Origin of the sequence: Brenneria uluponensis (assembly GCF_032395385.1) — a bacterium.
GTDB classification, from domain to species: Bacteria; Pseudomonadota; Gammaproteobacteria; order Enterobacterales; family Enterobacteriaceae; genus Prodigiosinella; species Prodigiosinella aquatilis.
On sequence record NZ_CP135917.1, the window covers coordinates 4,571,632 to 4,592,287 of the forward strand.

At 48.5% G+C, this 20,656-nt stretch carries 24 protein-coding genes; 13 read left to right on the forward strand and 11 right to left on the reverse strand.

Annotation, left to right across the window (positions count from 1 at the left end; genetic code table 11):
• Positions 1-2: 2 nt before the first annotated feature.
• Together mlaE and mlaF are read right to left on the reverse strand one after the other, a co-directional pair.
• Positions 3-785: a lipid asymmetry maintenance ABC transporter permease subunit MlaE gene (gene mlaE / locus RS889_RS21320; protein ID WP_021014160.1), complete on the reverse strand. Its 783-nt coding sequence runs from the start codon at positions 783-785 to the stop codon at positions 3-5.
• Between the two features lie 7 nt (positions 786-792).
• Complete coding sequence (mlaF, locus tag RS889_RS21325; protein WP_021014159.1) at positions 793-1,605, reverse strand: phospholipid ABC transporter ATP-binding protein MlaF; 813 nt, start codon at positions 1,603-1,605, stop codon at positions 793-795.
• Between the two features lie 284 nt (positions 1,606-1,889).
• Between mlaF and RS889_RS21330 the strand changes: the two genes are divergently transcribed.
• From RS889_RS21330 to rnk, 12 genes are all read left to right on the forward strand, one after another.
• Positions 1,890-2,852 (forward strand): calcium/sodium antiporter, encoded by a 963-nt coding sequence (locus RS889_RS21330; RefSeq protein ID WP_315708644.1) that lies wholly within the window; start codon positions 1,890-1,892, stop codon positions 2,850-2,852.
• Between the two features lie 32 nt (positions 2,853-2,884).
• Positions 2,885-3,871 (forward strand): arabinose-5-phosphate isomerase KdsD, encoded by a 987-nt coding sequence (kdsD, locus tag RS889_RS21335; RefSeq protein WP_315708645.1) that lies wholly within the window; start codon positions 2,885-2,887, stop codon positions 3,869-3,871.
• A gap of 67 nt (positions 3,872-3,938) precedes the next feature.
• A complete protein-coding gene (kdsC, locus tag RS889_RS21340) occupies positions 3,939-4,505 on the forward strand; it encodes a 3-deoxy-manno-octulosonate-8-phosphatase KdsC (protein ID WP_315708646.1) in 567 nt (188 codons plus the stop codon).
• Positions 4,502-5,071, forward strand: a complete 570-nt coding sequence (gene lptC / locus RS889_RS21345) for an LPS export ABC transporter periplasmic protein LptC (RefSeq protein ID WP_315708647.1) — start codon at positions 4,502-4,504, stop codon at positions 5,069-5,071. Before kdsC ends, lptC begins: the two co-directional genes overlap by 4 nt.
• Positions 5,049-5,627 (forward strand): lipopolysaccharide ABC transporter substrate-binding protein LptA, encoded by a 579-nt coding sequence (lptA, locus tag RS889_RS21350; protein WP_021014154.1) that lies wholly within the window; start codon positions 5,049-5,051, stop codon positions 5,625-5,627. The genes lptC and lptA overlap by 23 nt, the downstream gene beginning before the upstream one ends.
• Before the next feature lie 3 nt (positions 5,628-5,630).
• Positions 5,631-6,356, forward strand: a complete 726-nt coding sequence (lptB, locus tag RS889_RS21355; RefSeq protein ID WP_021014153.1) for an LPS export ABC transporter ATP-binding protein — start codon at positions 5,631-5,633, stop codon at positions 6,354-6,356.
• Between the two features lie 41 nt (positions 6,357-6,397).
• On the forward strand, positions 6,398-7,831 hold the full coding sequence (rpoN, locus tag RS889_RS21360; protein WP_021014152.1) for an RNA polymerase factor sigma-54: 1,434 nt from the start codon (positions 6,398-6,400) through the stop codon (positions 7,829-7,831).
• A gap of 23 nt (positions 7,832-7,854) precedes the next feature.
• Complete coding sequence (hpf, locus tag RS889_RS21365; RefSeq protein WP_021014151.1) at positions 7,855-8,142, forward strand: ribosome hibernation promoting factor; 288 nt, start codon at positions 7,855-7,857, stop codon at positions 8,140-8,142.
• Positions 8,143-8,240: 98 nt separating this feature from the next.
• A complete protein-coding gene (gene ptsN / locus RS889_RS21370) occupies positions 8,241-8,714 on the forward strand; it encodes a PTS IIA-like nitrogen regulatory protein PtsN (protein ID WP_037381095.1) in 474 nt (157 codons plus the stop codon).
• Positions 8,715-8,907: 193 nt separating this feature from the next.
• Entirely contained in the window at positions 8,908-9,762 is an 855-nt protein-coding gene (gene rapZ / locus RS889_RS21375; protein ID WP_021014149.1) for an RNase adapter RapZ, read from the forward strand.
• Positions 9,759-10,031 carry a PTS phosphocarrier protein NPr gene (gene npr, locus RS889_RS21380; RefSeq protein WP_021014148.1) on the forward strand — a complete coding sequence of 91 codons (273 nt, stop codon included), beginning with the start codon at positions 9,759-9,761 and terminating at the stop codon, positions 10,029-10,031. Before rapZ ends, npr begins: the two co-directional genes overlap by 4 nt.
• Positions 10,032-10,204: 173 nt before the next feature.
• Positions 10,205-10,615, forward strand: a complete 411-nt coding sequence (rnk, locus tag RS889_RS21385; RefSeq protein WP_021014147.1) for a nucleoside diphosphate kinase regulator — start codon at positions 10,205-10,207, stop codon at positions 10,613-10,615.
• Positions 10,616-10,679: 64 nt separating this feature from the next.
• On the opposite strand, the gene pmbA is transcribed toward rnk, so the two are convergent.
• Positions 10,680-12,020 carry a metalloprotease PmbA gene (gene pmbA / locus RS889_RS21390; protein ID WP_315708648.1) on the reverse strand — a complete coding sequence of 447 codons (1,341 nt, stop codon included), beginning with the start codon at positions 12,018-12,020 and terminating at the stop codon, positions 10,680-10,682.
• Between the two features lie 189 nt (positions 12,021-12,209).
• Here pmbA and yjgA point away from each other — a divergent pair, with 189 nt between their 5' ends.
• On the forward strand, positions 12,210-12,764 hold the full coding sequence (gene yjgA / locus RS889_RS21395; RefSeq protein WP_021014145.1) for a ribosome biogenesis factor YjgA: 555 nt from the start codon (positions 12,210-12,212) through the stop codon (positions 12,762-12,764).
• A gap of 90 nt (positions 12,765-12,854) precedes the next feature.
• On the opposite strand, the gene trpS is transcribed toward yjgA, so the two are convergent.
• From trpS to hofQ, 8 genes are all read right to left on the reverse strand, one after another.
• Entirely contained in the window at positions 12,855-13,859 is a 1,005-nt protein-coding gene (gene trpS, locus RS889_RS21400) for a tryptophan--tRNA ligase (protein WP_315708649.1), read from the reverse strand.
• Complete coding sequence (locus tag RS889_RS21405; protein WP_021014143.1) at positions 13,856-14,560, reverse strand: phosphoglycolate phosphatase; 705 nt, start codon at positions 14,558-14,560, stop codon at positions 13,856-13,858. Before RS889_RS21405 ends, trpS begins: the two co-directional genes overlap by 4 nt.
• Positions 14,553-15,230 carry a ribulose-phosphate 3-epimerase gene (rpe, locus tag RS889_RS21410; protein WP_021014142.1) on the reverse strand — a complete coding sequence of 226 codons (678 nt, stop codon included), beginning with the start codon at positions 15,228-15,230 and terminating at the stop codon, positions 14,553-14,555. Before rpe ends, RS889_RS21405 begins: the two co-directional genes overlap by 8 nt.
• 131 nt (positions 15,231-15,361) lie before the next feature.
• Positions 15,362-16,177 (reverse strand): adenine-specific DNA-methyltransferase, encoded by an 816-nt coding sequence (gene dam / locus RS889_RS21415; RefSeq protein ID WP_021014141.1) that lies wholly within the window; start codon positions 16,175-16,177, stop codon positions 15,362-15,364.
• Between the two features lie 78 nt (positions 16,178-16,255).
• Positions 16,256-17,260, reverse strand: a complete 1,005-nt coding sequence (locus RS889_RS21420; RefSeq protein ID WP_315708650.1) for an SPOR domain-containing protein — start codon at positions 17,258-17,260, stop codon at positions 16,256-16,258.
• Between the two features lie 135 nt (positions 17,261-17,395).
• Positions 17,396-18,481 carry a 3-dehydroquinate synthase gene (gene aroB, locus RS889_RS21425; RefSeq protein ID WP_315708651.1) on the reverse strand — a complete coding sequence of 362 codons (1,086 nt, stop codon included), beginning with the start codon at positions 18,479-18,481 and terminating at the stop codon, positions 17,396-17,398.
• Positions 18,482-18,533: 52 nt separating this feature from the next.
• Positions 18,534-19,055, reverse strand: a complete 522-nt coding sequence (gene aroK, locus RS889_RS21430; RefSeq protein ID WP_021014138.1) for a shikimate kinase AroK — start codon at positions 19,053-19,055, stop codon at positions 18,534-18,536.
• 304 nt (positions 19,056-19,359) lie between these two features.
• A complete protein-coding gene (gene hofQ, locus RS889_RS21435) occupies positions 19,360-20,649 on the reverse strand; it encodes a DNA uptake porin HofQ (RefSeq protein WP_315711153.1) in 1,290 nt (429 codons plus the stop codon).
• Positions 20,650-20,656: the final 7 nt, after the last annotated feature.

Here is a 20,656-nt window from a genome sequence, read left to right on the forward strand (position 1 = left end):
ACTCATTTCCCAAACATCAGTGCTGTCAGCACAAAATCCAATCCCAACACCGCCAGCGATGAATGCACTACGGTACGGGTCGTCGCACGGCTTATCCCTTCTGACGTCGGAATCGCGTCATAGCCATTAAATAACGCAATCCAGGTGATGGTAATGGAAAACACTACGCTTTTTATTACACAGTTAAGCAAATCGTGCCGCCATTCCACCGCGCCTTGCATGGCCGACCAGAAAAAACCGGAATCGATTCCTTTCCAGTCGACACCCACTAACGCCCCCCCCCAGATGCCCACCGCCACAAAAATGACAGTCAGCAATGGCATACTGACCAAGCCAGCCCAGAAACGGGGAGCCACAACACGCCGTAACGGATCAACCGCCATCATCTCCATGCTGGAAAGTTGTTCAGTGGCTTTCATCAGGCCAATCTCTGCCGTCAGTGCCGAACCGGCACGTCCGGCAAACAACAGCGCCGTCACCACAGGCCCTAGTTCACGCAGTAACGACAAAGCAACCATCATACCCAGACTGGCTTCCGCACCGTAAGTTGTCAGGACAAGATAACCCTGCAACCCCAGTACCATGCCGATGAATATGCCGGATACAATGATAATCAGCAGTGACTGAACCCCTACACTGTAGAGTTGTTTGCAGAACAACGGCCACTGTTTCGCCAGCTCGGGTTTCCCCACTAGCGCATTGAAAAGCACCAGCCCCGCGCGACCAAAAGAAGCGCATACGCTGATACCGAGGCGTCCTAACGACGCGACTGCCTGAAGTAGCATGAATTATTTAACTCCCAGAGCCTAGTAACTCAAGTTGGTAATCACCAGCCGGGTAACGGAACGGTACCGGCCCGTCAGCAATGCCATCCAAGAACTGGCGCACACGAGGATCTTCATTTACTTGCAACTCCTCCGGTGTGCCTTTAGCGATTACGCGCTGGTCGGCGATAATATAAGCGTAATCAGCAATACTCAGTACCTCATGGACATCGTGAGATACCACGATAAAGGTCGCTCCCAGCGCATGATTCAACTCACTAATGAGCTTGACTAAAACCCCCATGGTTATGGGGTCCTGACCACCGAAAGGCTCATCAAACATGATCAGTTGAGGATCCAGGGCAATTGAGCGTGCTAACGCAGCACGTCGCGCCATCCCCCCGGAAAGCTCCGAAGGCATAAGTTGTGCGGCACCACGCAATCCCACCGCTTCCAACTTCATCATTACCGTACTGTGAAGCAATGGTTCCGGTAACCGGCTGTGCTCACGTAACGGCCAGGCAACATTATCAAACACGTTCAGATCGGTAAACAATGCCCCAGACTGAAATAACATGCTCATTTTCTTACGGGATTCATATAATCCGGAACGAGAAAGCGTCGGAATATTTTTCCCATCAAACCAGATGTCCCCGCTGTCTGGCTGAAGTTGACCACCAATCAACCGCAGCAACGTCGTTTTCCCAATCCCCGACGGCCCCATAATGGCCGTCACTTTTCTTTTCGGTACATCCAGCGAGATGTCAGTAAATATCGAACGCTCTCCACGTCGGAAATTGAGCCCGCGAATTTCAACCAGGTTAATCGCCTCATGGTTCATTATTTATTTCCTTCCCGACCGCCAGTAAGGGCGTTGTCATTAATATTAACGTGTACTTATGCCATTTTGTTCGCACTTAAGGTAAGCACAAATGACAATCACGGTACTGTGACAAAAACACGTCGTCAATTCGTGACCAAAGTTGCCATTGGTTTTACTTTTTCGCCCTACACAGTCAGAATTAGCACCAATGGTAAAAACACGATTTTCTGTTCACTATTCGTCCAAAAATACTGGTTTGTCTACCAATGAACCAGTGATTATACCTGAATAAAGGACGCTGCATGCTTTTTGCAACAGTACTCTTGATCATTGGTTTGATTTTACTGGTTTATGGTGCCGACCGCCTGGTATACGGAGCTGCTGTTCTGGCCCGCTCTTTTGGCATCCCCCCGATGATAATCGGGATAGTGATTGTCGGTATGGGGACATCGCTACCGGAACTCACCGTTTCGGTGACTGCGGCTTTGAATAATCAAATAGATATGGCAGTGGGGAATGTGCTGGGCTCCAATATCACCAATATCTTGCTAATTCTGGGCAGCGTGGCACTTATCCGGCCGCTGACGTTTCAATCTGTTCTATCGCGTCGTGAGATCCCTCTAATGCTGTTGGTCACGCTGCTTTGTGGTTTTCTGTTGCATGATAGCTTTCTGAGTCGGATGGATGGAATAATTCTGCTGTTGATTGCTGGTCTGTGCATTCTGCTGATGCTGAAAATGGCCCATAACAATCAGCGACAAGAAATGGATAGCTTCACTCGTGAACAGATAGCCGAATTACCCCAAGAGAGTAATTACACTGTGGCGCTGCTATGGTTGATACTGGGGTTGATTATCCTGCCGATGGCGGCCCGGATGGTGATTGATAATGCCACAGTCATCGCCCGCTATTATAACATCAGTGAACTTACCATCGGTCTGACGGTATTGGCTATCGGTACCAGCCTGCCAGAACTGGCGACGGCTATCGTCGGAACATTAAAAAAAGAAGATGACATCGCATTGGGTAACCTGATCGGCTCCAATATCTTTAATATTGTGATTGTCCTGGGGGTACCCGCGTTACTTTCACCTGGTGCACTTAACCCGCTCGCGTTTGAGCGCGACTACTGGATCATGTTAGGGGTCAGTGTATTACTGGCGGCGCTCTGTCTCCGCCGGAAACAGTGCATCGGTCAAGGCGCGGGGGCACTCTTGCTGTGTGCCTTCATCGCTTATATCTCGGTGCTGTTCTTTCTTCCATAATCAGAGTATCAGCAACGCAGGATTTTTACCGCATGTTACATTATGAGCTACAACCCGGTTTCGATTTCCAACAAGCAGGCAAGCAGGTTCTGAACATTGAACGCGAAAGTCTGGCCCAGTTAGGTCAATACATTGATGACAACTTTTCCCGTGCCTGTGAGAGGATTTTTCATTGCCAAGGCAAAGTTGTGGTAATGGGCATGGGCAAGTCCGGACATATCGGTTGTAAAATGGCAGCGACCTTTGCCAGCACCGGTACGCCCGCATTCTTTGTCCATCCCGGTGAAGCCAGCCACGGTGATTTGGGGATGATTACCACGCAGGATGTAATAGTTGCCATCTCCAACTCCGGTGAATCCCATGAAATTCTGTCACTGATTCCAGTGCTGAAACGCCTACAGATCTGCCTTATATGTATGACAGGCAACCCGGAAAGCACAATGGGCAAGGCCGCCGATATTCATCTGTGTGTACACGTTCCACAAGAGGCCTGTCCGCTTGGCCTGGCACCGACGTCCAGCACGACTGCGACACTGGTTATGGGGGATGCGATAGCCGTAGCGTTATTACAGGCCCGTGGTTTCACCGCCGAAGATTTTGCCTTGTCACACCCAGGAGGGGCTCTGGGCCGCAAACTTTTGCTGCGTGTTAACGATATTATGCATTCTGGTGATGAAGTGCCGTGTGTGAACCGTGATGCTTCCCTACGAGATGCGCTATTGGAAATTACCCGTAAAAATCTTGGCATGACAGTAATTTGCAGCGATGGCTGGAAAATTGAAGGGATCTTTACTGATGGTGACCTGCGCCGTATTTTTGATATGAACATTGATTTAAACAGTGCTCGTATCGCGGATGTCATGACTCGTGGCGGAATACGGGTCACGTCCCAAATGCTGGCCGTAGATGCCCTTAACCTGATGCAATCACGCCATATAACTTCACTACTGGTGGCAGATGATGACCGTCTGCTCGGAATCGTTCATATGCACGACATGCTGCGGGCTGGTGTGGTTTAATCTGTCAACACTGCGGTCATGATATTGCATAACCATAAGCCTCTGCTAAAACCAAGGATAAGCGTGAATGAGTGAAACCGGGACGCAAACCGACACTTGCTACGGGCCTGTCGACTCGCGGGTACTGGCCAAGGCCCGAGATATTCGTTTGTTAATCTGCGATGTCGACGGTGTACTCTCCGATGGCCTGATCTACATGGGGAACCAGGGAGAAGAACTTAAGGCATTTCATGTGAGAGATGGCTATGGCATCCGCTGTCTGCTGACTTCCGGCATAGATATTGCGATTATTACAGGTCGTTCAGCACAACTACTGGTAGATCGCTGTATAACATTAGGGATTACTCACCTTTATCAGGGCCAGTCTGATAAGCTTTTAGCCTTCCAAAAGCTGTTGGGTGAGCTGTCTTTGACAGCGGACCAGGTTGCTTATATCGGCGATGATTTAATCGACTGGCCGGTGATGGCCCAAGTAGGGCTGAGTGTAGCCGTTGCAGACGCCCATCCATTATTGCTGCCAACGGCGGATTACATTACACGTATTTCTGGAGGCCATGGTGCTGTGCGTGAAATTTGCGATCTTATTCTGTTGGCTCAAGATAAGCTGGAGCATGCCAAAGGGCTGTCGATATGAGTAAAACGAAAGGTTGGCTGACTATTCTGCTGGCATTGATCGCACTGATCCTGCTCGGTTTGAATTTAACCAATAACAAGACAACATCGAACCCAGTGGTCACAACAAGTAACGCCCCTGATTATACGACCAAAGAAACAGTGACCGTAGTTTATGACCCAGCAGGGAAATTAAATTACAAACTGGTAGCAAGTGAAGCCGAATTTTTCAATACCGATCAGGTGAGTTGGTTTACCCTGCCCGTTGCCACCTTGTTTAATGAGCAGGGCGTGGCCACCTGGTCAGTGCGCTCTGATCGCGCCAAACTGACAAAAGATAAAATGCTCTATTTGTATGGTCATGTTGAAGTAAACAGCCTTACCGCAGAGTCGCAACTGAAGCGCATTAAGACGGACAATGCCCAGATAAACCTGATAACTCAAGATGTCTCATCAGATGATGAAGTCACACTGTACGGTACCGGCTTTACTTCCAACGGATTAAGAATGCGCGGCAATCTGCGCGACAAAACTGCCGAGTTGATCGAAAAGGTAAAAACCTCCTATGAAATCCCACAAAACAAATAATCTGATACGTAGTACCTTGCTCGCCAGCTCTCTGTTTGCCGTTAGCATTCCGGCACTGGCATTAACCAGCGATACCGAGCAACCAATACATATCGATTCAGACCAGCAATCCCTTGATATGCAGAGTAATGTTGCCACTTTTACTGGCAACGTTATCGTCACCCAAGGCTCCATCATAGTTCATGCAGATAAAGTCGTGGTTACCCGCCCTCAGGGGAAACAAGGCCATGAAATTATTGAAGGCTATGGTAATCCCGCCACATTTTATCAGATGCAGGACAATGGCAAACCTGTAAAAGGTCATGCGCAAAAATTGCGCTATGAGCTGGATAAGGATTTTGTCATCCTGACGGGCAACGCCTATCTGGAACAGTTGGACAGCAACATAAAAGGCGACCGTATTACCTATCTGGTAAAACAACAACAGATGGAAGCATTCAGTGACAAAGGAAAACGAGTAACTACGGTATTGGTGCCCTCTCAACTTCAGGATAAAGGCGACCAAAGTAAATCGCAGAGCAAGTCACCCAAAACGCAACAGCGAGTGGCACAGTAACCTATGGCTACATTAATTGCAGAAAATCTGGCCAAAGCATACAAAGGCCGCAAAGTAGTGGAAGATGTCAGTCTCACCGTCAACTCCGGTGAAATTGTTGGTCTGCTCGGTCCCAATGGCGCAGGTAAAACTACGACGTTTTATATGGTGGTGGGAATAGTGCAGTGCGACGAAGGCCGTATCATTATTGATGATAATGACATCACTTTACTGCCTTTGCATGACCGTGCGCACCGCGGTATTGGTTACCTGCCTCAGGAAGCATCCATTTTTCGTCGTTTGAGTGTCTATGACAACCTGATGGCTGTACTGCAAATCCGCAAGGATCTGACGACAGAACAGCAGGAAGATCGCGCAAATGAGCTAATGGAGGAGTTTCATATTGTTCACTTGCGCGATAGTCTGGGACAATCGCTCTCGGGTGGTGAACGTCGACGGGTAGAGATAGCCCGGGCGCTGGCTGCCAACCCGAAGTTCATCCTGCTGGATGAACCTTTCGCCGGGGTAGATCCTATTTCGGTGATTGATATTAAAAAGATCATTGAACACCTGCGCGACAGTGGCTTAGGCGTACTGATCACCGATCATAACGTTCGTGAAACGTTAGACGTTTGTGAACGCGCTTACATCGTTAGCCAGGGTCACCTTATTGCCCACGGCTCACCGATGGATATACTGGCCAACGAGCAAGTAAAACGAGTCTATTTGGGTGAAGGATTTCGACTCTAATAACGTCGTTTTTTAATTATATAAGGAAGTTAGCGCTATTTATGAAGCAAGGTTTGCAACTCAGGCTTAGCCAACAATTGGCCATGACACCACAACTGCAACAGGCAATTCGTCTGCTGCAGTTGTCCACGCTTGAACTCCAGCAAGAGATCCAACAGGCGCTGGAAAGCAATCCATTGTTAGAACAGGCTGATACGCATGAAGAAGTAGACACCGTAGAAAACACCGACAGTGAAGCATTAGATACACGGGAAGCGCTGGAACAGAAAGATATGCCAGATGAACTGCCGCTGGATGCCGCCTGGGATGAAATTTATACTGCCGGAACCCCTTCAGGTACCAGCACTGACTACCGCGATGACGAACTGCCAGTCTACCAGGGAGAAACCACCCAAACCTTGCAGGACTACCTGATGTGGCAGGTGGAACTGACACCGTTTTCTGATACTGATGCGGCTATTGCCACATCAATAGTGGATGCGGTTGACAACACTGGCTATCTGACCGTATCGCTGGATGAAATCCGTGAGAGCATCGGTGACGATAATGTCACGATGGAAGAAGTGGAAGCAGTACTCAAGCGGGTACAGCATTTTGACCCGATTGGTGTTGCCGCTCGCGATCTGCGAGACTGCCTGCTAGTACAACTTTCGCAATTTGCGCCGGATACGCCCTGGCTGTCAGAGGCTAAACTGATTGTCAGTGAGTTTCTGGATCTGCTGGCAAACCATGATTTTCGTGCCTTGATTCGTTCCAGTCGTCTGAAAGAAGATGTACTGAAAGAAGCTCTGGCATTAATTCAATCCCTTGACCCGCGCCCTGGTCAATCAATTAACACTGGTGAATCAGAATATGTGATTCCCGATGTTCTGACTCATAAGGTACAAGATCGCTGGATAGTCGAACTGAACACAGACAGTGTTCCCAGGTTACAGATCAACCAGCAATATGCGGCGATGGGCAACAGTGTGCGCAGTGACAGTGACGGCCAGTTTATCCGTAGTCACCTGCAGGAAGCCCGCTGGCTAATCAAAAGTCTGGAGAGTCGCAACGAAACCTTGTTAAAGGTCACTCGCTGTATCGTCGAGCAGCAACTGGCATTTTTTGAACAGGGCGAAGAGTTTATGAAACCCATGGTGCTAGCGGATATCGCCCAGGCTGTGGATATGCATGAGTCCACTATTTCCCGCGTGACTACGCAGAAATTTCTGCATAGCCCACGAGGTATTTTCGAACTGAAATATTTCTTCTCCAGCCATGTGAATACAGACAGTGGTGGCGAAGCGTCATCCACCGCTATTCGTGCGCTGGTCAAGAAACTGATCGCTGCGGAAAACCCCGCGAAGCCATTGAGTGACAGTAAACTAACCACTTTGCTCTCTGAACAGGGAATCATTGTGGCTCGGAGAACTGTTGCAAAGTACCGAGAGTCTCTATCTATCCCGCCGTCAAATCAGCGTAAGCAGCTGGTCTGACCCTAATTGAGAAGGAAGATGATATGCAGCTCAACATTACCGGACACCACGTCGAAATAACTGATGCCTTGCGCGATTTTGTCAATACAAAATTCGCAAAACTTGAACAATACTTTGATCGTATAAATCAGGTGTACGTGGTACTTAAAGTGGAAAAGATCCAGCAGATTGCGGATGCTACAATCCACGTTAACGGCGGTGAGCTGCACGCTACATCAGAAGCGGATGATATGTATGCTGCCATCGATCTTTTGATCGATAAACTGGCGCGACAGTTAAACAAACATAAGGATAAACTGAAACAACACTGATTTTTTCATCGCCTTCAGGCGCAGGGACAGCAATCAGCCTACTGTTAAACAGTAGGCTGATTATCTGAGGCACAAAAGTGTCGTTAAGTGAAAACGAAATGAACAACGATCCCGTTATGCAACTCAGCGCAGTGCTCCGTAAAGAGTGCACCCGTAGTGCTGTCCACTGCCAGAGTAAGAAACGTGCCCTGGAAATCATCAGTGAACTGGCGGCTCAACAGCTCAATCTGCCCTCGCAGATTATCTTCGAAGCGATCCTGACACGGGAGCGCATGGGCAGTACAGGTATCGGCAACGGCATTGCGATTCCCCACGGGAAACTGGAAGATGAAAATACACTGGGTGCAGTTGGTGTGTTTATCCAGCTAGAGCAGCCCATTGCCTTTGATGCCATCGATAACCAACCTGTAGATTTACTTTTTGCCTTGCTGGTTCCCGCGGAACAATGTAAAACCCATTTACATACGTTATCCCTCATTGCCAAACGGCTCGCCGATAAAACAATATGTCGGCGTCTGCGTGCGGCACAAAGTGATGATGAGCTGTACCAGATTATGACCGAGGCCGAATAATGTGGCACAGTTACTGGCAACACCGTGGCGCAAATCGATAGACATACCATAAAAATTCAACGGTGTCAGACCTTTGCCTGACAACAGCCCGGGGTTGCGAAATTAACCATAGATTCCGGCGTCGCCGGGCTACTAACGGAAACTAACTGTGGCGGTGGATCTTCATCATCTGCTGCCAGGGGGGAATCTTCAGATGGTGCTGATGATTGTCAGTGGTCGGTCAGGTTCGGGAAAATCCGTAGCCCTGCGCGCACTGGAAGACATGGGCTTCTACTGCGTAGATAACCTACCGGTGGTTCTACTACCGGACCTCGCCAACACGCTAGCAGAGCGTAACATCTCTGCAGCCGTCAGCATTGACGTGCGCAACATGCCTGAATCGCCGGAAATACTGGAACAAGCCATCACGCAGTTGCCAAAAAGTTTTTCGCCTCAATTACTGTTTCTGGATGCTGATCGCAACACGCTGATCCGCCGTTACAGTGATACTCGTCGTCTTCATCCACTCTCCAGCAAGAATCTGTCCCTGGAAAGCGCCATTGATGAGGAAAACGATTTGCTCGAACCTCTGCGTTCCCGTGCCGACCTTATCATTGACACGTCAGAAATGTCGGTACATGAACTGGCCGAGATGTTACGTACCCGTTTGCTAGGTAAACGGGAACGTGAGCTGACAATGGTATTTGAATCATTCGGTTATAAACACGGTATTCCTATTGATGCCGACTATGTTTTTGACGTTCGTTTTTTGCCTAATCCCCACTGGGACCCAAAACTACGCCCAATGACCGGGTTGGATAAACCGGTAGCCGCATTTTTGGATCGTCATACTGAAGTTCATAACTTCATCTATCAAACCCGTAGCTACCTGGAGTTATGGCTGCCGATGCTGGAAACCAATAATCGTAGCTATCTAACGGTGGCGATTGGTTGTACGGGTGGTAAGCATCGCTCTGTCTACATTGCGGAACAATTGGCCGATTATTTTCGTTCCCGTGGTAAAAATGTACAGTCACGTCATCGTACGTTGGAAAAGCGAAAATCATGACCGTAAAACAAACCGTTGAAGTCAAAAACCGCCTTGGAATGCATGCTCGACCAGCCATGAAATTATTTGAACTGGTACAAAGCTTTGAGGCTGAAGTTCTTTTACGTAATGATAGTGGTGTAGAGGCTGAAGCCAGCAGCGTCATTGCCATGCTAATGTTGGATTCAGCCAAAGGGCGCTATATTGAGATTGAAGTCAGCGGTTCGGATGAAGAACAGGCTTTGGCGTCGGTTATTGAACTGTTTGAAGCCGGATTTGACGAGGATTAATTTATCCTTCATCAGGATCACCGTCCATCACCATCTTCGTGATCCCGATCTCTTCCTTTCACTCCCATAAGAACCTACTATCATTTAAAGCATGTCCTTTTTATACACCCCCGCCCCTCTTGGCGCGGGGGTGTTGCTTTTATGTTGTAATCATATGAAAACCGGAGAGGAGTATGACAAAACCAAACCTGACAATCAGCGAACTGGATGCCGAACGCCTCGACACATTGCTGGAGAACCCCGCTTTCGCGAACACAGCTACGGCTCTGGCACTGAACGAAGAGTTAGATCGTGCGGAAATCCTGCCGCAAACAGAGATACCCGCAGATGTGGTAACCATGAATAGCCGGATCCGATTTCGCGATCTGAAGACACAAGAAGAACATATACGGACATTGGTTTATCCGTCAGCAGTAAAAGATAGTCAAGAGCAGCTTTCCGTTATGGCACCACTAGGCGCAGCCTTACTCGGCATGCATGTGGGCAGCACCATAGACTGGAAATTGCCAAATGGAGAAGAGGCGCACATTACCGTGCTGGAACTGTTGTATCAACCAGAAGCGGCTAGCGAATATCATCGCTGATAATTCAAGTTAGTATTATTGGATGGACGATCCCCGCACTATGGGGATCGTCAGGCGTCGTCGTTTATGCTCCGGCAATTTTCATGGCGGGTAACAACACTGAGCCACATTGGATATTACTGCGGTTTTCTATATCATCACCCGTGGTAACGATGTTACGCAGCATATCTTTCAGGTTCCCGGCAATGGTAATTTCACTCACCGGATACTGGATTTCCCCATTTTCGATCCAGAAACCTGCCGCGCCACGGGAATAGTCGCCGGTGACCGCACTGACGCCATGTCCCATCAACTCAGTCACCAACAGACCTTTACCCATTTGTTTGAGCATACCGTTGAAATCCAGCCCTTGTCCGGCAATATGCCAGTTATGAATACCACCAGCGTGTCCGGTACTCTTCATACCCAGTTTACGAGCGGAATAACTGGTTAACAGCCAGGTCTGCAGGACACCATCCTTCACAATTTCCCGTTGCTGGGTACGAACACCTTCACCATCAAACGGTGAAGACGCCAGCCCTTTACGCAGGTGTGGGAACTCTTCGATAGTCAGCCACTCAGGCAGAATTTGCTGCCCAAGTTTATCCAGCAGGAAGGTTGACTTACGGTATACACTGCCACCACTGATAGCCCCCACCAAATGACCAAATAGTCCGGTAGCCACCTCAGCGGCAAACATCACTGGTGCTTCCATGGTTGATAATTTATGCGGATCCAACCGTGCCAATGTGCGTCTGGCACACTCTTCACCCACCCACTCAGGTGTCTTTAAATCATCCAGAGAACGCCCAATGGTATAAGCGTAATCACGCTCCATATCACCATTATGCTCAGCAATGACACAGCTGGACATCGAATGCCGGCTTGAGCAGTAACTTTGCAACATACCGTGGCTGTTGCCGAACACCTTGATGCCATAATGGCTGTTGAAGCTACCGCCTTCCGTATTCGTGATACGTTTGTCGGCTTTCAGTGCCACTTGCTCAGCACGAGCTGCCAGCTCAATACCACGCTCAGCATCCAGTTCTGCCGGGTGAAACAAATCCAGATCCGGAGCATCAAACGCCAACAAATCTTTATCCGCCGGGCCAGTGCAGGGATCGACCGAGGTATAACGGGCAATATCCAACGCCGCTTTTACTGTGCGGGCGATAGCATCCGGACTAAGATCCGTGGATGAGGCACTGCCTTTACGCTGCTGGTAATACACGGTAATACCCAGTGCTCCATCGCTGTTGAATTCGACATTTTCAACTTCACCATAACGGGTACTAACACCGATTCCTGTTGTTTTTGTCACTGCGACTTCTGCCGCATCAGAGCCAACGCACGCCAACTCCAACGCCTGTGCCACCGCTTGTTCCAACGTTTTCCGTTGTTCTGCAACCTGAGTGATTATTGTCATCGATCTGCCATAATGAGTGAGAAAATATTCAGATAAATGATGCTACGAATTCCGTGTGAACGCTATTCGTCACCACACATCCGCATAAAAAGATGTAGCATAATGCTTTTGAGTCTAACAGGATCTGCAGACAATTTCGCAGAAAGCCCATAACCTGATAGGATCAGCCTCTTTTTTAGGGAGTCAACCATGAACAAACATCCCGAAGACTGGCTGGATGACGTTCCAGACAACAGCCAAGACGACGACGATGATGATGAAATTATCTGGGTCAGTAAAAGCGAAATAAAGCGTGATGCCGAAGCCTTGAAAGATCTGGGTGCCGAATTGGTAGAACTGGGTAAAAACGCGCTGGACCGCATTCCGCTGGATGAAGATCTGCGAGCAGCGATTGAACTCGCGCAACGGATAAAAAAAGAAGGCCGCCGTCGCCAGCTCCAGTTGATCGGTAAAATGCTGCGTGCCCGTGATCCAGAGCCGATCAAAGCCGCCCTGGATAAACTGAAAAACCGTCATAATCAGCAGATTGTGCTATTTCATAAGCTGGAACAACTGCGTGATAGACTAATAGAGAATGGAGACGATGCTATTCCAGATATTCTGACACGCTATCCACAAGCCGACCGTCAGCAATTACGTTCTCTGGCAAGGAACGCGCAAAAAGAGAAAACTGATAACAAGCCGCCAAAATCAGCCCGCCAGATTTTTCAGTACCTGCGTGAACTGGCTGAATCAAACGAATAACAATGCCAGTAATGAGAAAATTATTCCTGATATAGCCGACTCAGCCCCGAAACCGGGGCTGTTGTCCGATATCAATCTGACCAACCGGCATTACGGACGAGCAACGAACCCAATAGCTTCATATACCTTCGTCAGCGTTTCCTGTGCACGGATACTCGCTTTTTGCGCACCGTCACGCATTACCTGTTGCAGAAAAACCTCATCATTACGGAAATGATGATAGCGTTCCTGTAATTCACTTAACATTCCTGAGACGGCATCAGCTACAGCACCTTTCAGGTGACCATACATCTGGCCTTCAAATTCCGTCTCCAGTTCAGGGATCGCTTTACCCGTTACCGCAGACAGAATATCCAGCAGATTGGAAACCCCAGGTTTGTTCTCCAGATCGTAGCGCACCACTGGCGGCTCGTCGGAATCAGTCATCGCTCGTTTGATTTTCTTCACCACTGATTTTGGATCTTCCAGCAATCCAATCACATTATTGCGGTTCTCATCCGACTTAGACATCTTCCTGGTCGGCTCCAGCAGTGACATCACGCGGGCACCAGATTTAGGGATGAACGGCTCCGGTACGCAAAAGATATCGCCATACAGCGTATTAAACCGCTGGGCGATATCGCGACTCAGTTCCAGATGCTGTTTCTGGTCTTCCCCAACGGGTACCTGATTGGTTTGATACAAGAGAATATCCGCCGCCATTAGTACCGGATAGTCAAACAGGCCGGCATTAATGTTTTCAGCATAACGGGTAGATTTATCCTTAAACTGCGTCATCCGGCTCAACTCACCAAAATAGGTATAACAGTTGAGCACCCAGCTTAACTGAGTATGTTCCGGTACATGAGACTGAACAAAAATGGTGCTCTTCTGTGGGTCAATACCGCAGGCCAGATAAAGTGCCAGTGTATCCAGCGTTGCTTTCCTCAGTTGCTGTGTATCCTGTCGTACCGTAATGGCGTGCAGATCCACAATGCAGTAAACGCAGTCAAAATCATCTTGCATGTTGACCCACTGGCGTAACGCACCCATGTAGTTACCAATGGTCAACTCACCAGACGGCTGTGCGCCGCTAAATACAATGGGCTTACTCATGCTAATGCTTCCTGATTTTTTAAAGATGACGGCCCGACAAGGGGCAATAAATCAGCAAAACGATCCAGAACCACATCAGGGTGGCTAAGTGCTATCGCTTCACCATAGTTATATCCATAGGTCATACCGACACACGGGCAGCCGGCAGCCTGGGATGCTTGTATATCATTGCGTGAATCACCGACAAACAACAGCTCATTTACCCGTAACCCCAATTTCCCCAATACCAGATATAACGGTGCAGGATGCGGTTTCTTCTGTACCACATCATCACCACCGATAATCAATGGGAAATAGTCACCGATACCGAGAGAATCCAACAGCGGGGCCACAAAAGGCGTAGGTTTATTCGTGACTACCGCCATCGGGAAACCACGCGCCACCAACTGGGCCAATGTCTCTTTGACCTGTGGGAATAGCGTGCTGCCGCTGTCTATCGTTTGGGCATAATACTTGTCGAATAACATCCGTGTATCACGAATCTGTTGCGGTAGCGGCGCGACACCAGCCCAACGTAGTGCACGTTCAACAAGGACATCCGCACCATTGCCAATCCAGGTGGACACGCGTGTTTCACCCGCCACAGGTAATGATTGTTCCTGCAATGCCAGATCAATGGCCTGAGCCAGTCCCGGAGCACTGTTTACCAACGTACCATCAAGATCAAACGCCAGCCCGCGGATAGAGGTAAACTCAATCATGCGCGACCTTTGCCAGTTCCTTACGCATCTGATCAATAACCACACGGTAGTCTGGCTGATTGAATATTGCCGAACCAGCAACAAACATATCTGCGCCCGCTGCTGCAATTTCACCAATCTTGTCCGCTTTGACGCCGCCATCGACCTCCAGGCGGATATCATAGCCACTGTCATCGATCAGTTTGCGTACCTGACGCAATTTATCCAGTGTCGCAGGGATAAACGACTGGCCGCCAAAACCGGGGTTAACGGACATCAGCAGGATGACATCCAGCTTATCCATCACATAATCCAGGTAACTAAGTGACGTAGCAGGATTAAAAACCAGACCGGCTTTGCAGCCATGTTCCTTAATCAATTGCAGGGTACGATCGATATGTTCAGAAGCTTCAGGATGGAAAGTGATAAAACTGGCCCCCGCTTCGGCAAAGTCCGGAATCAGCCGATCAACGGGCTTTACCATTAGATGAACATCAATCGGCGCGGTAATCCCGTAACTACGCAGCGATTTAAGCACCATCGGGCCAATCGTCAGATTGGGAACATAGTGGTTATCCATCACGTCAAAGTGAACCACATCTGCTCCTGCCGACAGTACCTTCGCAGTATCTTCACCTAGCCTGGCAAAGTCAGCCGATAATATAGACGGGGCGATTAAAAACGGTTTCATTCGCTTCTCCAAACCATCAAGTCTGTATTCTACTGCCGGGACTAATCACGTAACGATCTTTCCGGTCAGCTACTGTGCGGAAACAATACTCTTTTCCAGTCAATCACATCTTTAATACTACTACGACCGACTCAGCGATATAAAGCCAGTAACTCGTTAACCTTGCTGCGTCCTGAAATATTGCGGCTGATAGTACGACGAGCCATAACCACATACAACGATGATGCCCCTTGATACCATTCTCGTGTAAGTAATGTGTCATGGTTGGATATCAGCACTGGTATATTGTTTTCCACAGATAGTTGATAAGCCAACTGCGCCAGATTCTGCTGATCATTATTATTAAAATTACTGGTGTGGTAGGCCGTGAAATTTGCCGTTGCCGACAAAGGTGCATAAGGTGGATCACAATAGACAACCGAGCCACGCTCAGCTTGAGTCAAGGTCTGATGATAATGTTCACAAACAAAGATGGCATTTTTTGCCTTTTGTGCAAACCAGTGTAATTCTTCTTCCGGGAAATAAGGCTTTTTATAACGGCCAAACGGCACGTTAAATTCACCACGCATGTTGTAACGGCATAACCCGTTGTAACAATGACGATTAAGATAGAGAAACAATAATGCTCGTCGATAGGCATCCGTACAGAGATTGAACTCACTTCGCAATACGTAAAATACTTCGGAAGTATTCATTTCATCAGTAAATAATTTGCGAGAATCTCGGATAAAATCATCAGTATTGGTTTTAACGATATTATAGAGATTAATGAGATCACTATTAATATCTGCCAGTATATAATTATCGTACTCCGTATTGAGAAATACCGAACCTGCACCAACAAAAGGCTCAATTAAGCGATCTCCCGCTGGTAGATATCGGCGAATTTCCTCTACCAGCGGATATTTCCCACCAGCCCATTTTAAGAAAGCGCGGTTTTTCTTCATGCCGTCGTTAGCTACTCATACGTTACAGAGCCACGGATTGTACTCTGTTTCAGACCGCACATCAGGGCTTAATTAGTATTACTTACTCAAGTCTTGCTTCACCTGACGGATCGGCTTAACCCATGGTTTTTTTGCCTGGACATCTGCAGGCAAAGACACAACAGCACGCCTGGCATCGCCAGAAGATGCATAAACACCATTGACCAACACATACCAAGGCTGTCCATCACGCTTGGTTTTATACACCCAATAGTTAGTCAACTTCTGCGCCCTGGCGTAGGCTTTCAACGAATTCTCGTGGGAAGCGCCACTCAATTGCAGTGTAAAATAACTAGCTGGTGCGTTTTTGATGGCGACGCCCAGATTGCCGACAGTCGAAGCGGAACCTCTGGAACTTGTTGCTACTTTACTGGAAGGAGCCGGCACCACTGCCGTAGTCGGTGTTTTTGGCCTACTGTACGTACTTTTTACCGGTACCTGATGCTCCGGTGAAACCCTCTTCGACGAAGAGTTCGACATTTTTTCACTCGGAGAACGAGTTCCGGGCGGCGGCATCACGGTCGCTGGCGTAGTAGGTAACGTCGATAAGCCTGCATGATTACCCATGTCCTCCTGAGTAAATGCATTAATTCGATCCTGTTGCTGTGGTTGAGAAAGCGTATCAGCAATATTACCCGGCAACTCAATTCGTTGTTGATTTGCATTCTGCGGTTGCAACGGCGCCTGCGTTGGTGTGTCGGAAATCGGAGGAGCACTCAACGTCTGTGGCGTAATAGCATTGACATTATTCCCAACGACAGGTGCCGGAGTACCTTGTACTGTAGAAGATGACGACGACAGATCAATATTCTTCTCTATGGCTGCTGGCTGCTGGGAGGCCTGTTGAGGCGGTGGTGCCTGTAGTGCGGAACCAATACCTATGATCAATAGCAGCAATACCAGAATACCAATACCAATCATCACGTATTGTCTGGACAACGCCACGCTGGAAATGGCAAAACCATTACGTTTTTTTTGCTGGCGTGGTGGCCGATGATCGCTGGCATCCGGCTTAAGGTCATCTTCCGGATTGAACTCACCCATTTAAACCCCTCCCCCTACTGAAAGGCTAATGTCTGCGGATATCGGCTACCCGCGCGTCACTAAATTATAATGCCTTGTATTTTAACAAAGTATCGGGAACTCGCCAGTTCTGGTTAACCAGACAAATGCCTTTCCTCAGGGAAGACAATCTGCAATTGACGCCAGAACAAGCTCATGGGGAACACCGCTGCGCACTTCAGATTGACCAATAGCGGTTGGCAACACCAAACGCAGTTCCCCCGCCAGTACTTTTTTATCCCGCATCATATGTGGCAAATAAGATTCAGGTGCCATTTGCTGAGGGCCATGAACCGGCAACCCGGCACGTGACAATAACAATTTGACGCGCTCTACGTCAGAGGAAGAAAACTGCCCAAGACGCCTGGCGGTATGAGCTGCCATCATGATTCCTGCCGCGACTGCCTCACCATGCAGCCAGTTGCCATAACCCATTTCCGCTTCAATGGCATGCCCGTAAGTATGGCCTAAATTCAATAAGGCACGCAGACCCGTTTCACGTTCATCTGCAGCTACCACTTCTGCCTTCAGCTCACAGCAGCGACGAATACAATAAGCCAGTGATGCATCCTGAAGCTTGCACACTGTCTCAATATTCAGCTCCAGCCACTCAAAGAACGCATAATCAAGGATAATGCCATATTTGATCACTTCGGCCAGACCGGAAGAAAGCTCCCGCGCAGGTAGCGTTTTCAGACAGTTGAGGTCTATCACCACCGAGGCTGGCTGATAAAAGGCCCCGATCATATTTTTCCCCAGCGGGTGATTAACAGCTGTTTTACCGCCCACCGAGGAGTCAACCTGAGATAGTAATGTGGTAGGGACCTGGATAAAGCGTACGCCACGTTGATAGCTGGCAGCGGCAAAACCGGTAAGGTCACCGATTACGCCGCCACCCAGTGCGATCAACGTAGTATCCCGGCCATGAGGTTTAGCCAGTAGCGCTGAGAAAACCTGGTCCAGTATCGCCAGTGATTTGTACTGCTCACCGTCTGGCAAAATAACCTGGTCAACCCGTATACCATTCTTTACCAACACATCACGCACAGTATCAAGGTATAACGGTGCCAACGTTTCATTGGTCACCAACATTACTTGATCGCCAGCTTTCAGCGGCAGAAAAGAAGCAGGGTCATTAAACAACCCAGCGGCTATCGTAATCGGGTAGCTACGCTCCCCCAGCGTTACGGTAATTCTTTCCATGCGCGTACCATTGACCTGTCAGAAACCTGCGTTATGCAGGCAATGTTCAAACTCAGTTGTTTTCCAGCATACTAATAATCTGGTTAGCAACTACCTTAGCGCTTTGTTCATCGGTGCGAATAGTGACATCAGCGATTTCTTCATACAAAGGATTACGTTCTTTCGCCAACATTTCCAGCACTTCTCGCGGTTGTGTCTCGACATGAAGCAACGGCCGTTTTTTATCGCGCTGTGTGCGAGCCAGTTGCTTCTCAATGGTTGTTTCTAGATAAACGACGACGCCCCGCGCAGAAAGACGATTACGAGTCTCGCGCGACTTTATTGAGCCCCCGCCTGTCGCCAGGACGATCCCTTGCTTTTCCGTCAATTCATTAATGACTTTCTCTTCACGATCACGGAAGCCTTCTTCGCCTTCCAAGTCGAATACCCAACCCACATCAGCCCCAGTGCGTCGCTCAATTTCTTGATCGGAGTCGAAGAACTCCATATTGAGTTGCTGAGCTAACTGACGGCCAATAGTGCTTTTGCCGGCACCCATAGGCCCAACCAGAAAGATATTGCGTTTCTCTGCCATGTTTTTTGGTATTACTAAGACAATTCGTTAATGATAACCCGCCCCGCCAATGGAACCTGCGGCGGAACCTAAACTGAAACCTCATGAGCGATAGTGCGAGAATCAGACAAAAAATTATCTCAATACTCAGGGTAGTTTGGCAACCGAATAAACGCGAGACTTACCGCATAAGGGTAAATAGTACGTTTTATCGACATCTCCGGTGGAACAACACTTTAGTGCTCAATTCGCTAATCCTTGTATGCTAAAACCGTCGCAGCGTCAAACTGAGAACACAATAATTGACGAAAATAGTGACTCATTGTTAAAAATTCATCTTATTTTTATTATTAATCGCAACCTTCGCTACTTGTTGCATCGACTGAATGAGGGTCGGTGTGATAAAAATAACCAATTCCCGTCTGGTCTTCTGCAGAGTACTACTTTTAAACAGATTACCTACCCAAGGCAACCCCCCCAGACCCGGTATCTGGTTACTATCCTTATTTTTTTGTTGTTGAAAAATTCCCCCCAGCACAATGGTTTCACCATCAGCTACTGTTACCTGTGTTTGAATCTCCTGTTTATCAATAGCTAATGCCTCACCTTCCCCCTGCTTGATTGTCCTTCCCGGCATGTTTTGGCTGATTAGCAAATTGAGTGTAATTAACCCGCCATGCAGAATTTTCGGCGTAACCTGCATACCCAGTACTGCTTCCTTGAATTCGATAGAGGTGGAGCCACTAGCTCCGCTGGAAACCTGATAAGGAATTTCAGTCCCCTGCTTGATGCTCGCAGTCTGTTGATGAGCGGTAATCAGACGAGGACTGGCAATGATTTCCACTTCATTTTCCTGTTCCAGCGCCATTAACTCCAAATCCAGCAACCTTCCATTAAGACGTGCCAAATGGAATCCTGCATTGATTGTCGGTGTTTCCACCGGTAGGTTGATGTTAAAATTATTCAGACGCAGAGCCTGACTGGTCGCGCCCGCCTCCCCCAACCCCCAATTGACACCCAGTGCCTGTAAATTCTCACTACTGATAGTAACAATGTGCGCGGCCAGTTGGACCTGTGCCAATGGCTTATCCAGCGCCTTAATCCAGGGTTCCATCTGGGCCAGAGCATGAGCAGTATCTCTCACTAATAGTGTATTGGTCCTTTTGTCCACGGTTACTCTGCCTCGTTCAGTAAGTAACGTACCTCGCTGTCCCTGGAGACTGGATACCACCTCCGTGGCATCAGCATACTGCAATGCTACTGACAGGCTGTGCAATGGCTGTTGCTGCTGTTGCTGTGCTTCTCGCTCTTTCTGTTGTTGTTGTACCTCTTTAAGATGATCCGCCGGGTAAACCATCAGCACATTTCCCTCCCGTTCCAAGGTCAGCTTTCCCAAACGTAGAATGATGTCTAGCGCCTGTTGCCAAGGGACGCCATTCAGATTCACGCTGATCGATCCCTCGACCCCTGGAGCGACCACCAGATTCAACTGCCGATGTTCAGCCAATACCTGCAGAACCTTTTGTACCGGTGAATCATCAAATGCCAGTGAAACTGGACTGTCTTTCGTTCCAGCTACAGCAAACAAGCTGAAAAACAGTAGCGCTAACATCATTACTATC

Bases quoted from the DNA above. Each gene is read 5' to 3' on its own strand.
- mlaE (WP_021014160.1), bottom strand. From the start codon at position 785: ATGCTACTTCAGGCAGTCGCGTCGTTAGGACGCCTCGGTATCAGCGTA.
- mlaF (WP_021014159.1), bottom strand. From the start codon at position 1,605: ATGAACCATGAGGCGATTAACCTGGTTGAAATTCGCGGGCTCAATTTC.
- RS889_RS21330 (WP_315708644.1), top strand. From the start codon at position 1,890: ATGCTTTTTGCAACAGTACTCTTGATCATTGGTTTGATTTTACTGGTT.
- kdsD (WP_315708645.1), top strand. From the start codon at position 2,885: ATGTTACATTATGAGCTACAACCCGGTTTCGATTTCCAACAAGCAGGC.
- kdsC (WP_315708646.1), top strand. From the start codon at position 3,939: ATGAGTGAAACCGGGACGCAAACCGACACTTGCTACGGGCCTGTCGAC.
- lptC (WP_315708647.1), top strand. From the start codon at position 4,502: ATGAGTAAAACGAAAGGTTGGCTGACTATTCTGCTGGCATTGATCGCA.
- lptA (WP_021014154.1), top strand. From the start codon at position 5,049: ATGAAATCCCACAAAACAAATAATCTGATACGTAGTACCTTGCTCGCC.
- lptB (WP_021014153.1), top strand. From the start codon at position 5,631: ATGGCTACATTAATTGCAGAAAATCTGGCCAAAGCATACAAAGGCCGC.
- rpoN (WP_021014152.1), top strand. From the start codon at position 6,398: ATGAAGCAAGGTTTGCAACTCAGGCTTAGCCAACAATTGGCCATGACA.
- hpf (WP_021014151.1), top strand. From the start codon at position 7,855: ATGCAGCTCAACATTACCGGACACCACGTCGAAATAACTGATGCCTTG.
- ptsN (WP_037381095.1), top strand. From the start codon at position 8,241: ATGAACAACGATCCCGTTATGCAACTCAGCGCAGTGCTCCGTAAAGAG.
- rapZ (WP_021014149.1), top strand. From the start codon at position 8,908: ATGGTGCTGATGATTGTCAGTGGTCGGTCAGGTTCGGGAAAATCCGTA.
- npr (WP_021014148.1), top strand. From the start codon at position 9,759: ATGACCGTAAAACAAACCGTTGAAGTCAAAAACCGCCTTGGAATGCAT.
- rnk (WP_021014147.1), top strand. From the start codon at position 10,205: ATGACAAAACCAAACCTGACAATCAGCGAACTGGATGCCGAACGCCTC.
- pmbA (WP_315708648.1), bottom strand. From the start codon at position 12,020: ATGACAATAATCACTCAGGTTGCAGAACAACGGAAAACGTTGGAACAA.
- yjgA (WP_021014145.1), top strand. From the start codon at position 12,210: ATGAACAAACATCCCGAAGACTGGCTGGATGACGTTCCAGACAACAGC.
- trpS (WP_315708649.1), bottom strand. From the start codon at position 13,859: ATGAGTAAGCCCATTGTATTTAGCGGCGCACAGCCGTCTGGTGAGTTG.
- RS889_RS21405 (WP_021014143.1), bottom strand. From the start codon at position 14,560: ATGATTGAGTTTACCTCTATCCGCGGGCTGGCGTTTGATCTTGATGGT.
- rpe (WP_021014142.1), bottom strand. From the start codon at position 15,230: ATGAAACCGTTTTTAATCGCCCCGTCTATATTATCGGCTGACTTTGCC.
- dam (WP_021014141.1), bottom strand. From the start codon at position 16,177: ATGAAGAAAAACCGCGCTTTCTTAAAATGGGCTGGTGGGAAATATCCG.
- RS889_RS21420 (WP_315708650.1), bottom strand. From the start codon at position 17,260: ATGGGTGAGTTCAATCCGGAAGATGACCTTAAGCCGGATGCCAGCGAT.
- aroB (WP_315708651.1), bottom strand. From the start codon at position 18,481: ATGGAAAGAATTACCGTAACGCTGGGGGAGCGTAGCTACCCGATTACG.
- aroK (WP_021014138.1), bottom strand. From the start codon at position 19,055: ATGGCAGAGAAACGCAATATCTTTCTGGTTGGGCCTATGGGTGCCGGC.
- hofQ (WP_315711153.1), bottom strand. From the start codon at position 20,649: ATGATGTTAGCGCTACTGTTTTTCAGCTTGTTTGCTGTAGCTGGAACG.